Raw genomic sequence first — 16,441 nt, 5'->3', positions numbered from 1 at the left:
TACAGATAGAGACTACAAAACATGCTAGAACTATGATTCTGACAACAAGCACCTCCTCCAACTAGAGATACCACAAAGTGGCATCAAGACCAACAGTAGTTGAAGTGAAACACACACGTAAACGAATTTTCAATTTCCGCGGGCATGAAGCTTGGCGGATTTTTTTATTAAACGACAGAATTTGTTGAATCAGGCAAAAAATCTAATAGAAAAGGCAAAGATTACAGTATTCAATCCCCTATACTTAGAGTAAATATCCTACCGATAGGAAAAGGGGTTTTTGAGAATATGACAAGTAAAATGGTTCGAGTAATCGTGTTCATTCTCGCATTTGCGATTGCCGGATACGCAATGGTTCAGTATGGCATTCTGAAAGCTAGTGATGCTGGACTGGTTTCTTTCAAATTGCCAAAGCCAGATTTTGAACTCAAACCCTGGGTCTATGTGCTGTACGTCCATATTTTCACCGCGATATTTGCTTTGGTTATAGGACCCTTTCAACTATTTATAAAGCCAACACCTGCCAGAAGACGCTGGCATCGTCTATTCGGGTATGGATATGTTTTTTCGATTGTACTGAGTGGGGTCGTGAATGTGTATTTATCCCTTTTTGCGACAGGCGGTTGGGTTTCCAGTCTTGGATTCATGTCGCTCGATGTATTGTGGGTAGGGACTACGCTTACGGCAACAAGAAAAATTATGTCCAAAGACATCCAGGCTCATAAAGAATGGATGCTTCGCAGTTACGCGCTTACTTTTTCAGCGGTCACGCTTCGAATCTTTTTAGCGCCGTTGGCTATTCTGCTTGGCGATTTCGAGGCGGCGTTTCGGGTTGTCGCTTGGCTGTGTTGGATTCCTAATCTGCTCGTTATAGAAGCCGTAATTTTCAGAATGAGGTTACGTCAGCTATAGCCTCAACATATGACCAGACATGCTTTTTTCATATGACAGAACTCCTCTTCCCTCATGTTATACTCATGAGAACAAAAAAGGCAGAAGGAGCAAGTGATATGATACCCTTTCGACATGACCATGTAGGTAGTTTTTTACGTCCTGGCAACTTGAGTCAGGCACGCGAACAATATAAAGCAGGCAGCATCACCCATGAACAATTACGAGCTGTAGAAGACCAAGAGATTATCCGCATTATTGAAAAGCAAAAAGAAAATGGCGTGCTAGCTGTTACGGATGGCGAGCTGCGCAGAAGCTGGTGGCATTTTGATTTCCTCGGCGGTCTGGACGGCGTAGAACTGTATGAGCAAATCGACGGACCACAATTCCACAATATGCAAACGCGTAAAGGCGGAATTCGCGTTATAGGCAAAGTGGATTTCTCGACTCACCCTTTCCTGGAGGACTTCAAGTTCGTTAAGCAGCATGCAGGTGACGCTGTGGCAAAGCAGACAATTCCGAGTCCGAATATGCTGCTGTATCGCTTGGAGAATGGTGCAAATGTCTATACGGATCGCGAGGCATTCCTGCAGGACACGATCGCGGCGTATCAAAAAGCGATTCAGGCTTTCTATGACGCAGGGTGTCGCTATCTGCAGCTGGATGATACCGCCTGGGCAGACCTCTTCTCGGAAGCGGGTCACGATAAGCTACGTGCCAAAGGGTTGGATCCTGCGGAAGAGTTGAAAACGATGCAGCGTATGATTAACGAATCGTTGGCTCATAAACCGGCGGATTTGGTAGTGACGATGCACATCTGCCGCGGTAACTACAAATCGAATTATTTCTCGACGGGTGGCTATGATTACGCTTCTGAGGTGATCTTCGGCGGCTTGGACGTAGATGGATTGTTTTTGGAGTTTGACGATGAGCGCTCAGGCAGTTTTGATTCCTTAAAACATGTGAATCGCAAAGATCTGAAAATCGTGCTCGGTCTGCTCACCTCCAAAACTGGCGAGTTAGAAGATAAAGAATACATCAAAGCCCGGATTGCTGAAGCGGCTACGTATGTGCCTCTGGAGCAGCTTTGTTTGAGCCCGCAATGCGGATTTTCGTCTACAGAAGAGGGCAATATTTTAACCGAAGACGAGCAGTGGCGTAAGCTTCGTTACGTGAAGGAAATTGCAGACGAGGTATGGGCGTAATCCATTTATTCAGATAAAAAAAGGGGTTATACAATGACAATTCAAGCAGACCAAGAAGCTGTGAACATCGTTACTGTTGAAGCGTTGATCAATGGCCAGAATGTAAAGTCCCTTTCCCAATCGACCAAAGAGAATCCGGCGAACCCGACCGAGATCGTTGGCTATTTCCCTGTCACGACGAAAGAACAAGCTGTCGAAGCGATCGAAGCTGCAGCCGCTGCTTTTAAAACATGGAAGAAAACCGATATCGAGCAGCGCGTTGCGAGCATGCGCAGAGCGATCGAGAAGATTAGAGCAGCCGAGAACGAAATCGTACATTTGCTGTCCAGAGAGCATGGCAAGCCATTGTATGATGCGCACGGCGAAATTTATGTTGCGTTGATGTGGATGGAGTTTGCTTGTAATGAAGCAGCAGCGGCTCTCAAGGAAGAAATTCAGGAGCATGATCACGGCAAGACGATTCTGTCGTATGACCCGATTGGTGTGGTGGCTGCGATTAGTCCATGGAACTATCCGATTGCGTTGTCTACGATCAAGATTGCTCCTGCCTTGCTGGCGGGCAACACGATTGTGCTGAAGCCAAGTCCGTATGCGCCGCTGGCGGCAGCGAAAGTGGCAGAGATTATCGCAAGCGAATTCCCAGCGGGCGTCATTAATGTCGTTCATGGAGCTGCGGATGTAGGCGTTGAACTGACTACGAATCCGCATGTGGCAAAAATCGCTTTTACCGGCGGAACCGAGACGGCCAAGCATATTATCAAAGCGGCTTCCGACACGATTAAAGATATGACGCTTGAGCTTGGCGGTAACGATGCAGCTATTTTTCTGGAGAGCTTTGACGTAAATGACGAGCGCGCCATGCGCCGGATCGTCGTTTCCAACTTCCTTACGACGGGTCAGATCTGTATGATCGCCAAGCGCGTGTATGTACACCGTTCGATCTATGATCAGTTTGTGGAGAAATATATCGAGGCAGCCAATCGCTGGATTCGTATCGGCGATCCGTTTGATCCGGATACGACAGTAGGCCCGGTCAACAACGTGAAGCAGCGGGATTACGTGCTGAGTCTGGTTGAAGATGCGAAGCAGCGCGGCGCGAAGGTCATTCCACTCGGCACAATTTTGGATCAGAAGCTGTTCGACCAAGGATACTACCTGCAGCCTACGCTCGTTCTGGATTGTGACGTGCATGATCCGATCGTGGTGGAAGAACAGTTCGGTCCTACCGTTCCGATTCTGCCTTTTGATGATGAAGAGCAGGTCATTCAGCTCCACAATGAAAGTATCTACGGATTGACGAGTTCGGTATGGGGGAAGGAAGAAGATGCGATTCTCCTGGCGCGTCAGCTCGAAGCCGGAACGACTATGATTAATACCGCTGCCGTACAGGGGCTGGACGTTCAGTTCCCGTTCGGCGGTGTGAAGCAATCCGGAATTGGCCGCGAATATGGTACAGAAGGCATCCGCACATATACGGAGCAGCATGTGATCAATGTGCCGAAGATGCTGGATCTTCCTTATATTCCCGAATAAAGAGTAGATGTTGTTCCAGAATCCTGCAGTTTGCTGCGGGTTTAGACTCTAATTAAAAGCCCTATCTACCGAATCTCAAGGATCGGCGGATAGGGCTTTTTGCTATAATAAAGCCGAATTCAGGTTTAAGCGGTTGACGTACTAGACACCGGGCTCGAACTTCAAGACAGGCCGGATGTCCGAATGAAGGATTGCCGGAACGAGGGAATCTTTTGCGCAAAAATCATAAAAACTTCAAAAGACTACTGACATCACGCTGTCAGTAGCGATTCGTTATGATTAAACCTGCGAACGGATAACCCATCGATACAAACAGGTTATAAAGCGGTGACGCTAAACAGCCGAATTTATCGTCGAATCGCAGAAAGGATGATTATTTATGAATTTCGCGTCAGTACGCATCATCACGGACGATGTAGATCGTCTGGTCGAGTTTTACGAAAAGGTTACGGGGATCGTGGCAGAGCGGCCGGCGCCTGTATTTGCTGAAATCGTCATGGGGTCGGGCACGCTTGCTATCGGCCACTCTCAGACTGCGCAGCTATTCGGGGTCGATTCCGTGGTAGCCGCATCGAATCGCACAATGATCATCGAGCTTCGCGTAAAGAACCTCGAAGCGGAGCATGAGCGTCTGAAGCTGTGGGTCGATCAATGGGTACAAGAGCCGACCCTGATGCCGTGGGGGAATCGTTCGATGCTGTTCCGTGACCCCGACGGCAATTTGGTTAATCTGTTCGAACCGATGAGCGAGGCCGCGATCGAACGGTTCAGAGATCGGTAGACGAATCGTCTGCAATTATAATCCATTCAATAGAATGGTCCAACACTCTGCAGCAAACGCTGATGCAGCTGCTGCTGAATATAATCCCGGTGCTAAGATCCGCGATGCCCGGGATTTCCTTTTTGCTTTTTCGCAGTATGCGAAAAGGCGAATCGTTAAATCTCCAACTCCGCCTTTTCCTCCAACCGTCTTTCCCCCAAGAGCTTTTCCGCAACATGCACATTAAAGAAATGAATGATCGGTCCTAGTCCGAACATGGACACCAGCGTCCCCAGTCCAATAATGCCTCCGAAAATAAAGCAAATCAACGCACAGAACGCGTCCGTAAACATTCGGTGCCAGAAATAGCTGACTTGCGGAAAGCGATCCCTCATCAGCAAGGAGAGACAGTCGTAAGGGGCGATACCGACATTGGAAGTCTGATACAGAGACACGCCGAAGCTACATACGACGACGCCGATCGCGACCGTAATCACGCGCTGCCACAGCAGTTGGGGTTCGCCCAGTACATTTAACCCAATATCATAAAAGAAGGTAACGAAGTAACCTAGAAATACGGCATTTACGATAGTCCCGATTCCGATAAATCGGCGTCCCGCGATAAGCTGTACCATAAACAAGGACAGGTTCAACAAGATCAGAAAGAGAGCATACGCGATCCCGCTCGTATCCGCAAGTGCCATCACCATACCGCTGAAAGGGTCGTTCCCCAAACCAGACAATTTGAAAATACTAATTCCCATACCCAAAAAAATGTTGCCGACCAGCATAATGATTAATCGCTTTGGATCTGTTAATGCAGTGATGAATCCTCTCATATGAACCGTCCTATCGTCAGATTATCATTCCGCTCATCAAGAATATGGTAATGATTTTTTCGCTTAAGAGAATCTAACAGGTAGATCCACCCGATCAATCCACATAAAACAAACCCAAATGCATGCAGCGCTCCGTAAATAGGGATGAAATCAAGGATCGTTAAGTCAAACTTCCTTTTTAGCAATGGATAGAACATGGAGACGACCACAATGGTGTAGAAAGCCAGGCATGAAACAACTAAAAAGACGGCTGCCTTTCTATATAATGGATTTCGCTTCAAGTACGTAAGGAGATACGTAGTGTAGATCGCAATATTACAAGCAAACAACGTAACACCAATGTACTCAATGGGCTTGGAGAAGATCATACCGATCGCGATCAGAACAGGCCCGATAATATCGATAGCAACGACCCATGGATACCAGCTTTTCTTCGTCATGATCCGTCCCAGCATACCAATAAAAATCGGAACGATTGCAGAGGAAAAATGAAAGTGAACCGAACTTAATGCATGCGTAGCCGGATTCGCCTGGAAGAGCGTCCATTGATACTGATACAACGTGAACCAAATACCCCCGATAAAAAAGTAAACCAGTCCTGCACCAATCGCAATTTCCGCTATTTTCCCCTTATGTATCGATATATTGGCTATCCCATACAGGCAAAGCAGCAAGGTGAGCAATAGCCAACCAAGAGATAGGATACCCGGTATAGCTGTACCTTCCAATCCCCAATCATTACTGCTCATCACAGAGGATAGAGCAAGCAGCGCTGCGGGAAATTGAAACCACTTTATAGCAGTATAGATCGTCTGTAGATGGGTACTCTTCTCATCGTACTTCAACAGTAAAATGACCAGAGGTACAATAACAAAAGCCGCAAACAACAGAAACTTTTCGACCAATTCAAATTGAAAATATTCAAGAAAAAATAGAAGAATGACGATGATTGCACCTGGAATTATAGGTACGAATAAGGATTTCATCATTGACTGCTGGAAACGATGCATAACGGCTCCTTTCTAATGGTGCTTTGTGTTAGATGTGCCTATCCCTGTTGGTAAAGTATTCGTTCTCATGGATAGCCGGTTCTTTTGTAGTAGTTTAACATAGTTATTTGCCGATAGATCTATCACGGTAATAGGGAAGCCTCCAGTCATTTTCAAATAGGCTGTTACCTAATACGAGTATGCAGCGTCTAACGTATAGCAAAACTCATTATCATTTCATGCCACGCAAATGAAGGGAGTCCAAACATAGATATTCAAGGAATACTCAGCACGCTATTACCGTTTCTACCCAAGGTATTAGTTATCGCATTATTATTTTTAGGCGTTATCTCCTTTTTATACGTTTTATACCGCAAAAGAGGCGGAAAAAGAAAGTTCTCGGCCACACAGTTTGCAGCAAGTTGCTTGCTTATCATGTGGTTTGGGTTGGTCATGATGTTAACCACATTCAGTAGAGGAGCCAACTTTGAGGGATGGGTGAACTTCCGACTGTTTAGCGGCTATCTGAGTGCATGGAATCAATGGTCGCTCAGCGAATTTCAACTCATCCTTTTTAATATGATGATGTTTATGCCGCTTGGTTTTTTGCTGCCGCTGCTGGGCATGCGAATACGGCGCTTTACGCCTGTACTTATCATTTCTCTAATCGTAACGATTGGGATCGAGCTGATCCAGATGATTAGCGGAAGAGGCATCTTTGAGTTAGACGATATTTTCCACAACACGCTTGGCAGTATAGCAGGCTACTTGATCATGCAGGCGATTCTGGACAGTGTGCAGCAGCGCAAGCTGCACTTCAAATCGGCAGGGCTGGCGCTATGTATTCCAATGGCTTTTGTTCTATTGTTCACCAGTGCACTCGCTATCTATCAGGCAAAAGAGCTGGGTAATCTATCGATCCGGCCGGCGATCAAACAGGATATGGAGGGGGTGAAGGTTGAACTTGATGCCAAGCTTCCGGAGAAAGCAGAGATGGTTTCACTGTATGTCAATGATCACATTTACAATCTGGAATATGGTAAGCATATGGCTGAGCTGGTTCAGCAGTCTTTTGATCTTCAGCAAAAGCAGGGAAAACGAGTAGATGGAATGAACCGAATCTGGTTATTTACAGATCGTAGCGGAATCTCCTACACGTTCAATTATAATCTGCAGGACGGTGGATGGCAGTTATATGGCGAGAGCGGAGAAACGGTTAAGCTCACCAAAGAAGAAGTAGTGAAGCATAGAGAGGTCTATGAAAACTGGATGCGTGACAACGATATTCTACCCGCGGATACTATATTTAGCCTACAGAACGAAGATACGCTGAGATGGGATATCCGAAAACCGGTGGATGGTATTGCAAAGGGCGAAAAGGGTTTTACTAGCGGGATGGTCATGATTATGCCTTCTGCTATTGGCCAGAAGGTACCTCGTGATTTGTTTTATATGATGAATCAGAATAAATATGTGCGTAAAGTGGAGGTAATGAGTCCGGCACAAGCTTATGCGCAAGTCCTTGAAGGGAATTTCTCGGTGTATAACGATATGAAGAAAGGCGATCTGCTGCGAGTTAAGCAATATGAGCTGGCGTATACGTATGATTCAAAAGGATACTACCAGCCGGCATATCGCTTCAGCGGAACGGTGAATGGAGAACAGTGGGAAACGCTCATACCGGCTATATCTAATTCTTGAGTAAAGCGAATTTTTATAAAGTTCTCTATAGAATGAACATGATAGATGAGCATATACTTCGAATTACGGTTCGATTGGAACGTTACTTGAGGCAATGCTGTTTGGAATAAATATTTTTGTGATTTTCGTCAGATATCACTTCTGTATCTCAACATTTTTGGTCTTGTGTAATGACATGATAACGATCTACAGTAATGGTAGAAAGGCAAGGTAATCGTCAGTATACAAGACTAAAAGAGATATGGAGGTCGTACATAATGGTAACTATTTTTGTTTATCAGGATCTAAGTCACCCGACTCTTATTGAAATCATCGAACACCAAGAAATTAGAGGCGTGTCTAACAGGACTTGAATGGTATAAAGAAGATGGTATAGCAGACAATAGGATGATTTCAATAAAATTTTGACACTGCCTTTAGAAAAGAACGCCTGATTACCTATCCACTTCATGAACAATAGCAGTTTATCAAAGCAAAATCAAAGAAAATTACTCAGAAAACTATTGCTGCGAGAATAGCTTTCTGCTTGTATATTTATATATATTCTGAGCATTTCCTTGCTGTGTTAATATAAGGGAGTCAGTACATATTTTGAATGTTAGCATTTAAAAAGCCTGCTTGAATGCGAGCTATTAATAGACAGGAGTGGTTACAGGTGAATCAATTTCTGCAAATGGGAGCCAATGCAACCTTAGATGCCTCCAAAGGTCATATCACAATTAGCCATGAAGTTTCTGCATCCATCGATATTTCATTAACAGCCTTTCTGTTAACCGATGCCGACAAAGTGCAGGGAGATAGCGGGATCATCTTTTATAATCAACCAACCAGTGCCACCGGTGTAGCTACGCTTCTTCCGTCCGAGACAACAGGCGATACCAAAGTTCATAAGCTTAACTTTGACATGGACAAAGTCCCTGCCGGTATCACCAAAATAGCTGTAACGCTGACAGAGGATAACAGTACGGGATTTGCGAATGTGAAGAATCTGCAAGCCGAGATCCATACCGACAATACGAATATTCAGTTAACTCCATCCACGTTCACGAGCGAAAATGGAATCATCGTGCTGGAGTTATACTTACGAAATGGACAGACCAAAGCAAAATCAATCTGGCGTGGATTTAATTCCGGATTGGATGGATTATGCCAAAACTACGGGGTTGAGGTTGAAGCGAACGAACCCGATCTGTCTTCTGTAACCGAGACTATGCCCAATCCTACCTCCCAACAGTCGGCTACGCCTTTATCTGTTCCTGCACCTAATAACCAGCAGCTGCCTTCATCGATCAATCTCGTAAAAGTAACCGGCAAGGTCAATCTCGATAAAGGACAAAAGTCAGTCATTATTGAGAAGACACCCGAGATTACAGCTACGGTATCCTGGAAGACGGGAACGGATTACGACATCTATGCTCTGGTCTACACCAGGAATGGAGAGCAGATCGATGTAGCGATGTTTGGTGCGGAGGGAGTGCCGCCTCTACGGAGTTTTGGTAACGGGACCGTAGAGCATATGGGCGATGTAGGGAGAAGCAAGAATTCAGAGAAAACAGAGATTATCAAATTAAGATTAAGAGACGATGTGCTGGCTGTCGTTCCTGTGGTGTATTCCGCGCAGTCCAATGGCACCGGTTCATTTTACCGGTACAAGGTATCCATGAGTATTGATAATCATAAAGGAACGTCCGTGACGATCTCCGCCAAGAATGCTAATAATAATGACCAGATCTATACCTGTGTACCGGGAATTCTGCATAATACACCAGATGGGGTTATTATTAGCCCATTGGAGCTGTACAGCAGACCGGATTCGGAGTACCGACCTATGCTGCGAATGGGATCTTCGAATATGGTAGAAGTAATCATGGATGAAGGACCTTTAAATGACTATAAATAATATATATTAGTCGCGTAGGAAAACGATAAAGCTCAAGCAGATAAGTGGCTTGAGCTTTCATTATTTGAAATTCGTTGGAGGCGAGCTGAAAAATGGCTATGGAGAATCAAGACAACATATTGCATCAACGAACAGACTGTATCCTGTATCATGCTCATCTAGCTGGAACAGATGAATATGGAGCTGGCTGGATCGGTGGGAATGCACCTGCTTTCTTTGATGATCGATCCGATCTGATCCATCAGGGAAACTCCCGATATCGATTTTACCTCAGTTTTATTCATCCGTTCCGACCGGGAAATATGATCTCTATTTTTATTCCGGACAGTTATGAAGACTACTTGGAAAATAACATGTATCCGGATTGTTCGATCCAAGTGATAGAGCATCCTGCTGCAATAGAAAGTATCCACACTACGTTTGCTCATCCGCATCTGATCAAACACACCATCTCCCGCGGGAAACAAAGCAAGGATGAAGAATCGAACGACCAGCCTTTTTTGATCAAAGTGGGCGGCCATCCAAGACTGATTCAGCAGGAAGACTATTATGCGGCGAAGCTCAAAAAGAACTCTTTTTCTTTTCTATTTCAGATCGATGAAGAGGGTTACCCGGACACGCTGCTTCACGAAGAGGGCAGCTATCCTTTTGGTTTTGGGGCATTATATATTTATGCCAAAATAAAAGTGCTGGAGATTGAGCATCCTGTAGCAGGTTTTTGGCAATTCTCCTGAGTACTATTGGCAATTTCAGCTGCGAATCTGCCAGTGCTTCATCTAGCATCATTTGCAGCATTAAAAAGCTAAAGATGATTAAGTAACATAGGAAAGGATGAGTGAGATTATGCCAATCAGATACACCGAATATGTACGCCTGAAGAAAGGTAGATATCAATCGGTAGGCAAGTTTGGCGAGGGTATTTATGCCTATGAGGTTCTAACCGGGATAACCGATTCCCCAGAGTACCACCAAATTTCCAAAGCAGAGTTCGACTTCTTCAAAACATGGTCTAAAGAGGTAGACGGAGTGATGGATATGAAGAAATTTTACGAAATCGTGAATCGTCCGGTTCTCTGCAGCGGTTATTTGGGAAAAGAATATCTGGATACTTCGCGGCTTCGGGATATGTAGTCAGATAGAGATCATGAGCTGGATCAAAGCAAAAATATTGTCCTGATGAACAGTAATATAGCAAAGGTAATGTACGGCAATGGCTCGATTAAATATTACTGTCTCAAACTGCGAATAAAACCCACAAATCAATTGTACTTCCCTCCAAACAGTGTTACTCTGAGGAATGGCAAACACAACATCCACGTTTTGTACTACCCCTACTAAAAATAATCACCATTTTGGCTATACAGAAAGGTAACACTATGATCAAAGTTGAAAATCTGTCTTTCTCGTTTCCCCAGAAAGAACTCTATACCAACATCACGTTTACGCTTGAGGAAGGGCAGCATTGCGCGTTTATCGGCACAAGCGGCAGCGGGAAAAGTACGCTGATCGATATCCTGATGGACCCGCAGCGTTATTTGTACGATGGCAAATTGGAGATCGATCCGGAGTATACGATTGGATATGTCAGTCAGTTCTCCCAAGTCGATACGACCAAAGAAATCACCGTTTTTGAATATATTGCAGAACCATTCATGAAGATCCAGGATGAGATTACTGACATCTATGCCGAAATGGCGACCACATCGGATATGGATGCGCTTATGGAAAAGTACCAGCTGGCTTTGGATGCGCTTGAAGCTCTCGGGGGCGATGATTTTGAGAGCAAAATCAATAAGCAGCTCAATCTCGCCAACCTCATGAAGCTAAAAGATACAGACGTCTCCTCCTTGAGCGGCGGTGAATTCAAGCTGGTTCAAGTGATGAAGGAAATGCTGAATCGCCCTGATCTGATGATTATGGACGAGCCGGATGTGTTTTTGGATTTTGAAAATCTCAATGCGCTCAAAAACCTTATTAATTCGCACAAAGGCATGCTGCTCGTAGTAACGCACAACCGCTATTTGCTGAATCATTGTTTTAATAAGATCATTCATCTCGAAAATGCCGAAATTCAGGAGTTTGATGGACGCTATATCGATTACAACTTCTCCTTGCTGCAAATGAAGATGGAGATGCAGGAAATTGCCGTTGCCGAAGCGGAAGAAGTGGCGCGCAATGAAGCCCTGATCGATAATCTGCGTACCATTGCAACGTACAATTCCGATGAATCCAGAGGCAGAGCGCTAAAAGCCAGAATGAAGGTACAGGAACGATTCGAAGCGAGCCGGATCAAGGCACCATTCGTGGATATTAAGCAGCCGCGTATGGAGTTTGGTCTGGATCATGAACTGGAAGATACGGTTATCGTGCAGGTAAACGATTATGGGGTTTCGTTTGACGAACTGCTGCTGGAGCATGTAGATTTTGAAATGAAATCGACAGATAAAGTGGCGATTATCGGCGCCAATGGAACAGGGAAAACAACGTTACTGCGAGACATTTTCCGAAACCAACAGGAGTCGATTACGATCCATGACGACGTGAAGATCGGTTACCTATCCCAGCTTCAAGGCGAGACATTGACCGATTCCAATAGCATTCTGGATGAGTTTATCGAGGCCGGATTCAGCACGTATGATGATATTAGAGCATACCTGTCCAGTTATGGCTTTGAAGGGGAAATCTTGAATCAGAAGATTCAATCGCTGTCCGGTGGTGAGAAGAATATGCTGCAATTGGCGAAGATTGCTTCCAGCAACGCCAATCTGCTGCTGCTCGACGAACCGACAAGCCATCTGGATATCTATACACAAATTGCTTTGGAGAAAGCGATTAAGGAATACAAAGGCGCAATCCTCATGATCTCCCATGATTTCTATTCCGTCGTTAACGGTATGGATTATGTGCTGATCATCGACAACAAAACGATCCGCAAAATGAGTATGCGCAAATTCAGACAGATGATTTATAAGCGTCATTTTGACAAAGATTATCTGGAAAAGGAACAAAACAAAAAAGAGGTTGAAATGAAAATTGAATTGGCTTTGAAAGATACGAATTTCGAGCTTGCCAAAGTGCTGGTGGATGAGCTGGAAGCGTTGATCAAAGCGCTGTAACGTATAGCTACTATATGCAAATAATCAAATCGGGATTGAACTATAAGACCCGATAGTATCAAAGAATAAACAGCAAAAAGACACTGATGAGTAATAGCGCAGTGTCTTTTTGCTATATGGATTTCGGGATAGCTGGGAGTACATATCTTCGTCCATTTGGAAGAACATGAACAAGCGATGGAAAATATATAATATAATAAATACAGGAACATTTGTTTGCATATATTTCTTTTCTTTTGAACCTATCCTTTGTATGATAAAAGAAATAGGAATGGAAAAGTTAACCAGAATACCAAGTATAATGAATAGCTTTATCTAATACCATCAGGCAGCATATGAAATACCTCCAGTATATACGCGAATCATGGCTCGTTGAAGGCTACGCTTTATACTCCAAGCAGAGGCAGGTGTGAACATGATCCAGTTAACCAATCGTCAGGCCCGGCAATTTCTGTTATTGAAGCATGGGCTATTGGGCGACTATAGATTTGAGGAAAAGCAGGGTATATTGGACTTTGCCAGACAGGTCGGCTGTATTCAGTATGACCCTATCGACGTCTGTGGCAAAAATGCCGAATTGGTGCTGCAGTCGCGAATCAAGAGATTTACCAAGGATATGCTCGCAGAGGTATTGTATGAAGATCGAAGCCTGATTGATTATCCAGACAAAAATCTGGCGATTATCCCTGTTGAGGACTGGCCATACTTTGAACGATACAGACAGGCCGCCCGGCAGCATGCTGAACGTTATCCAGAGATGGTAGCATTAGCAGAACAAGTGCGGACACATATTCAGCATCACGGCGCAATCAGCTCGGATGATTTGAAATTGGAAGGTAATTTTGCTTGGCGATCGGCGATTCACTGGAGCAGCGGTAATAACTCCTCTCGCTCGGTACTGGAACAGATGTATTCGACAGGCGAGCTGATTATCCATCGCAAAAAAGGAACACGTAAATACTACGATATCGCTACCCAGTACATACAGCCCGATTTGCTGAATGCACCGGAGCCATTGGTAGATGAGCTTGAGCATCACAAGTGGCGAGTGCTGCGCCGTATTGGTGCTGTAGGTCTGTTATGGAATCGTGCATCGGATGCCTGGCTGAACATATGGGGGCTAAAAGCGCCACAGCGTAATGAAGTTTTTCGCGAGTTATTACTGGAAAAGCGTATCGCTGCTGTCGCTGTGGAACAGATGAAGGATCTATTGTACTGCCTTGTAGAGGATCTGCCGCTTATAGAAACCGTTCTGACTAACCCGGAGCCGGTATGGCGCTGCGAGCTGATTGCTCCTTTGGATAATCTCATGTGGGATCGTAAGCTGATTAACCAATTATTTGGCTTTGATTACACCTGGGAAATTTATATGCCGGCAGTCAAACGGAAATTCGGTTATTATGTGCTGCCTCTGTTATACGGAGATCATTTCATTGGACGAGCCGAAATCATCGCAGAGCGTAAAACGAGTACACTGCTTGTCAAAAATATCTGGTACGAGCAAGAGGTGAAGCAAACGGTAGAGCTGCGTACAGCCTTGAACCAGTGCCTCCAGAAATTCGCATTATTCCATAGCTGCGAGACGATTGTGATGGAGTAGTGGCTTCAAAATATCGGATATGATTTCAAAAAAAGAAGGAGCTTCGCTTCCACGAAGTCCCTTCTTTTTTAATTATTCTACATACGCCACTGCCCGGGCCTCGACCCACTGCTCCGGGAAAGCCAGATAGGTTACTCCGATCATACTGCCGGCTGGACGATGTTCTCCGACATATTTTTTGAATAATTCGATCGCAATCTCGCCATGCTCCTGGGGGTTGGTCAGATACAGCTCCACATATGCAAGGTTGGACCGGGTAACGCCGAATTCGGCGAGTACATGATCCAGATTCTCCAGTGTCTGATGTACCTGTGCTTCAATATCACCTGCGCCGATAAATTCGCCCTGGGCGTTGTGCGAGAATTGGCCGGAGATATGAATGGTATTATCGACGCGATAGCCTTGGGAGATTCCATGATCCCACAGATCGTGATTGTACACTTGAGTCGTAGTCATTGTGTTAGCCCCTTTACGTTGAATTAAGGCTAGTATAAACTGGACGAAACGAAAGGGATAGTACGCACAAGTACGATAGGTACTATCCGAAAGGGTAGTGTAAACATGGGCATATCCGACTTGAAAGATACAGAAATGAATATTCAGGACACACCATTTGGCTACACGATGTCCATCATCGGCGGCAAATGGAAAATGGTGATTTTGTACCTGTTAGCTGCCAGACAGCCGGTACGTTTTAATGAAATGCACAGACAGATCGGAGCAATCACCTACAAAATTTTGAGCGCACAACTCAAAGAACTGGAAGCAGACGGACTGGTCGAACGCAAAGAATATCCACAGATTCCGCCCAAGGTGGAATACTCGCTCACTCCCAAAGGACAAACGCTGCTACCGGTGATGGAGCAGCTGTGCGAATGGGGTGCGCAGAATCGCCAACCTGATCCACTGGCTGCAAATAATGACCAATAAATAAGTGGCGCGAATGCCATACATGGCAGCAGTCCAAGAACGCTGGGAAATTGCGCTTATCAGCAGGCATGCAGGAGCATATGCATGATTCCTATGTCACTGCGAGTATTGCAGAAATTCCTGTTTATAAATCCGGTTGAGCCGCTCCAGAATCTCCGGTGCCTGCTCCTGAAATTTCAATTCCATCATCTGTCCTTTGGATACGAATATCCCCGATTTTTCGCGATGTTCTCCTACAGCCCCTTGATACAACTGATCTGCGCCATGAGTAGGAGGAGCAAAAAAGAACTTCATCAATGGTCTGACAAACCACGGAAGACCCGATTTTTTTTCTTTGCGCAATGTATTGTTGCTGCCGGGATCAACGCTGCGTATGAGGATGCCTTCCTTGGCTAGCTGGGGTGCGGCTGCTTGAGTCCATAGCGATAGAGCCAGCTTGGATGTGGCATAAGGACCAACCAGTTTGCGAAAGGTTTTGGGACGCTCCAAAATCTCGTTATTGATCGCTTTGGTGTACTTAACAGCCGCCGATGAGGTATTGATGACGGTATGAAGACGGCTATTCTGCAGCAGATTTTTTAATTCCATCAGTATAATATACGGAACTACAGTCATGAGCTCATAATGCATTTCACGACCCTGTTTGGAATAAGCCAGTTCTGCAAAGCTCCCACCCGCATTGTTGAACAGCACATCGATCTGCTGTTCATGATGCTTGATCATCTGCAGGACCTGTCTCAATTGATCGTAATCCGCCAGATTGTTGACCGTATAGGTGCGCAGCTGTCTGCTCTGAATCGCTTGGTGGATCGTCAGATCATCTGCTGAGAATCCGGATCGATGCACAGCAATGACCTGCCAGTCCTCTGCAAGCAATTTGCGGGTAAGTTCCAGTCCGATTCCGGCATTGGCACCGGTGACCAGTGCGGTGTATGAAGGTGTAGGCATTAGATTTCTCTCCTTTAGGCGATAGGATA

At 45.1% G+C, this 16,441-nt stretch carries 15 protein-coding genes; 11 read left to right on the top strand and 4 right to left on the bottom strand.

Going from position 1 to position 16,441, the window contains the following annotated elements; genetic code table 11:
- Positions 1 to 288 precede the first annotated feature (288 nt).
- The 4 genes from AR543_RS02675 (at position 289) to AR543_RS02660 (ending at position 4,410) form a co-directional block, all read left to right on the top strand.
- On the top strand, positions 289 to 912 hold the full coding sequence (locus AR543_RS02675) for a DUF2306 domain-containing protein (RefSeq protein WP_060531621.1): 624 nt from the start codon (positions 289 to 291) through the stop codon (positions 910 to 912).
- Between the two features lie 98 nt (positions 913 to 1,010).
- Entirely contained in the window at positions 1,011 to 2,096 is a 1,086-nt protein-coding gene (locus AR543_RS02670) for a 5-methyltetrahydropteroyltriglutamate--homocysteine S-methyltransferase (protein ID WP_060531619.1), read from the top strand.
- A 33-nt stretch (positions 2,097 to 2,129) separates the two neighbouring features.
- Positions 2,130 to 3,629, top strand: a complete 1,500-nt coding sequence (locus tag AR543_RS02665; protein ID WP_060531617.1) for an aldehyde dehydrogenase family protein — start codon at positions 2,130 to 2,132, stop codon at positions 3,627 to 3,629.
- A 379-nt stretch (positions 3,630 to 4,008) separates the two neighbouring features.
- Positions 4,009 to 4,410, top strand: a complete 402-nt coding sequence (locus AR543_RS02660; RefSeq protein ID WP_060531615.1) for a VOC family protein — start codon at positions 4,009 to 4,011, stop codon at positions 4,408 to 4,410.
- Between the two features lie 155 nt (positions 4,411 to 4,565).
- Here AR543_RS02660 and AR543_RS02655 read toward each other — a convergent pair whose 3' ends face one another.
- Positions 4,566 to 5,228, bottom strand: a complete 663-nt coding sequence (locus AR543_RS02655; RefSeq protein WP_060531614.1) for a YczE/YyaS/YitT family protein — start codon at positions 5,226 to 5,228, stop codon at positions 4,566 to 4,568.
- Positions 5,225 to 6,238, bottom strand: a complete 1,014-nt coding sequence (locus tag AR543_RS02650) for a YndJ family transporter (protein ID WP_060531612.1) — start codon at positions 6,236 to 6,238, stop codon at positions 5,225 to 5,227. The genes AR543_RS02655 and AR543_RS02650 overlap by 4 nt, the downstream gene beginning before the upstream one ends.
- A 414-nt stretch (positions 6,239 to 6,652) precedes the next feature.
- Here AR543_RS02650 and AR543_RS02645 point away from each other — a divergent pair, with 414 nt between their 5' ends.
- The 6 genes from AR543_RS02645 to AR543_RS02615 all read left to right on the top strand — a co-directional run bounded on the left by AR543_RS02645 (position 6,653) and on the right by AR543_RS02615 (position 14,534).
- A complete protein-coding gene (locus AR543_RS02645) occupies positions 6,653 to 7,918 on the top strand; it encodes a VanZ family protein (RefSeq protein ID WP_082472096.1) in 1,266 nt (421 codons plus the stop codon).
- Between the two features lie 655 nt (positions 7,919 to 8,573).
- Entirely contained in the window at positions 8,574 to 9,818 is a 1,245-nt protein-coding gene (locus AR543_RS02640) for a TerD family protein (protein WP_060531608.1), read from the top strand.
- A gap of 92 nt (positions 9,819 to 9,910) precedes the next feature.
- On the top strand, positions 9,911 to 10,552 hold the full coding sequence (locus AR543_RS02635; protein WP_060531606.1) for a hypothetical protein: 642 nt from the start codon (positions 9,911 to 9,913) through the stop codon (positions 10,550 to 10,552).
- A 109-nt stretch (positions 10,553 to 10,661) separates the two neighbouring features.
- A complete protein-coding gene (locus AR543_RS02630) occupies positions 10,662 to 10,949 on the top strand; it encodes a hypothetical protein (RefSeq protein WP_060531604.1) in 288 nt (95 codons plus the stop codon).
- Between the two features lie 245 nt (positions 10,950 to 11,194).
- Positions 11,195 to 12,934 carry an ABC-F family ATP-binding cassette domain-containing protein gene (locus tag AR543_RS02620; RefSeq protein WP_060531599.1) on the top strand — a complete coding sequence of 580 codons (1,740 nt, stop codon included), beginning with the start codon at positions 11,195 to 11,197 and terminating at the stop codon, positions 12,932 to 12,934.
- A gap of 415 nt (positions 12,935 to 13,349) precedes the next feature.
- Positions 13,350 to 14,534 carry a winged helix-turn-helix domain-containing protein gene (locus AR543_RS02615; RefSeq protein ID WP_060531597.1) on the top strand — a complete coding sequence of 395 codons (1,185 nt, stop codon included), beginning with the start codon at positions 13,350 to 13,352 and terminating at the stop codon, positions 14,532 to 14,534.
- A 72-nt stretch (positions 14,535 to 14,606) separates the two neighbouring features.
- Here AR543_RS02615 and AR543_RS02610 read toward each other — a convergent pair whose 3' ends face one another.
- Positions 14,607 to 14,990: a RidA family protein gene (locus tag AR543_RS02610; RefSeq protein WP_060531594.1), complete on the bottom strand. Its 384-nt coding sequence runs from the start codon at positions 14,988 to 14,990 to the stop codon at positions 14,607 to 14,609.
- A gap of 105 nt (positions 14,991 to 15,095) precedes the next feature.
- Between AR543_RS02610 and AR543_RS02605 the strand changes: the two genes are divergently transcribed.
- Positions 15,096 to 15,464: a winged helix-turn-helix transcriptional regulator gene (locus tag AR543_RS02605; protein ID WP_060531592.1), complete on the top strand. Its 369-nt coding sequence runs from the start codon at positions 15,096 to 15,098 to the stop codon at positions 15,462 to 15,464.
- A gap of 96 nt (positions 15,465 to 15,560) precedes the next feature.
- On the opposite strand, the gene AR543_RS02600 is transcribed toward AR543_RS02605, so the two are convergent.
- A complete protein-coding gene (locus AR543_RS02600) occupies positions 15,561 to 16,412 on the bottom strand; it encodes an SDR family NAD(P)-dependent oxidoreductase (protein WP_060531590.1) in 852 nt (283 codons plus the stop codon).
- Between the last annotated feature and the right edge of the window lie 29 nt (positions 16,413 to 16,441).

This window comes from Paenibacillus bovis, assembly GCF_001421015.2.
Taxonomy (GTDB): domain Bacteria; phylum Bacillota; class Bacilli; order Paenibacillales; family Paenibacillaceae; genus Saccharibacillus; species Saccharibacillus bovis.
This window is presented reverse-complemented; position numbering and strand designations above follow the sequence as displayed.

What these genes read in the sequence shown, in the direction of transcription:
- AR543_RS02675 (WP_060531621.1), top strand. Translation starts at nt 289, where the DNA reads ATGACAAGTAAAATGGTTCGAGTAATCGTGTTCATTCTCGCATTTGCG.
- AR543_RS02670 (WP_060531619.1), top strand. Translation starts at nt 1,011, where the DNA reads ATGATACCCTTTCGACATGACCATGTAGGTAGTTTTTTACGTCCTGGC.
- AR543_RS02665 (WP_060531617.1), top strand. Translation starts at nt 2,130, where the DNA reads ATGACAATTCAAGCAGACCAAGAAGCTGTGAACATCGTTACTGTTGAA.
- AR543_RS02660 (WP_060531615.1), top strand. Translation starts at nt 4,009, where the DNA reads ATGAATTTCGCGTCAGTACGCATCATCACGGACGATGTAGATCGTCTG.
- AR543_RS02655 (WP_060531614.1), bottom strand. Translation starts at nt 5,228, where the DNA reads ATGAGAGGATTCATCACTGCATTAACAGATCCAAAGCGATTAATCATT.
- AR543_RS02650 (WP_060531612.1), bottom strand. Translation starts at nt 6,238, where the DNA reads ATGCATCGTTTCCAGCAGTCAATGATGAAATCCTTATTCGTACCTATA.
- AR543_RS02645 (WP_082472096.1), top strand. Translation starts at nt 6,653, where the DNA reads ATGTGGTTTGGGTTGGTCATGATGTTAACCACATTCAGTAGAGGAGCC.
- AR543_RS02635 (WP_060531606.1), top strand. Translation starts at nt 9,911, where the DNA reads ATGGCTATGGAGAATCAAGACAACATATTGCATCAACGAACAGACTGT.
- AR543_RS02630 (WP_060531604.1), top strand. Translation starts at nt 10,662, where the DNA reads ATGCCAATCAGATACACCGAATATGTACGCCTGAAGAAAGGTAGATAT.
- AR543_RS02620 (WP_060531599.1), top strand. Translation starts at nt 11,195, where the DNA reads ATGATCAAAGTTGAAAATCTGTCTTTCTCGTTTCCCCAGAAAGAACTC.
- AR543_RS02615 (WP_060531597.1), top strand. Translation starts at nt 13,350, where the DNA reads ATGATCCAGTTAACCAATCGTCAGGCCCGGCAATTTCTGTTATTGAAG.
- AR543_RS02610 (WP_060531594.1), bottom strand. Translation starts at nt 14,990, where the DNA reads ATGACTACGACTCAAGTGTACAATCACGATCTGTGGGATCATGGAATC.
- AR543_RS02605 (WP_060531592.1), top strand. Translation starts at nt 15,096, where the DNA reads ATGGGCATATCCGACTTGAAAGATACAGAAATGAATATTCAGGACACA.
- AR543_RS02600 (WP_060531590.1), bottom strand. Translation starts at nt 16,412, where the DNA reads ATGCCTACACCTTCATACACCGCACTGGTCACCGGTGCCAATGCCGGA.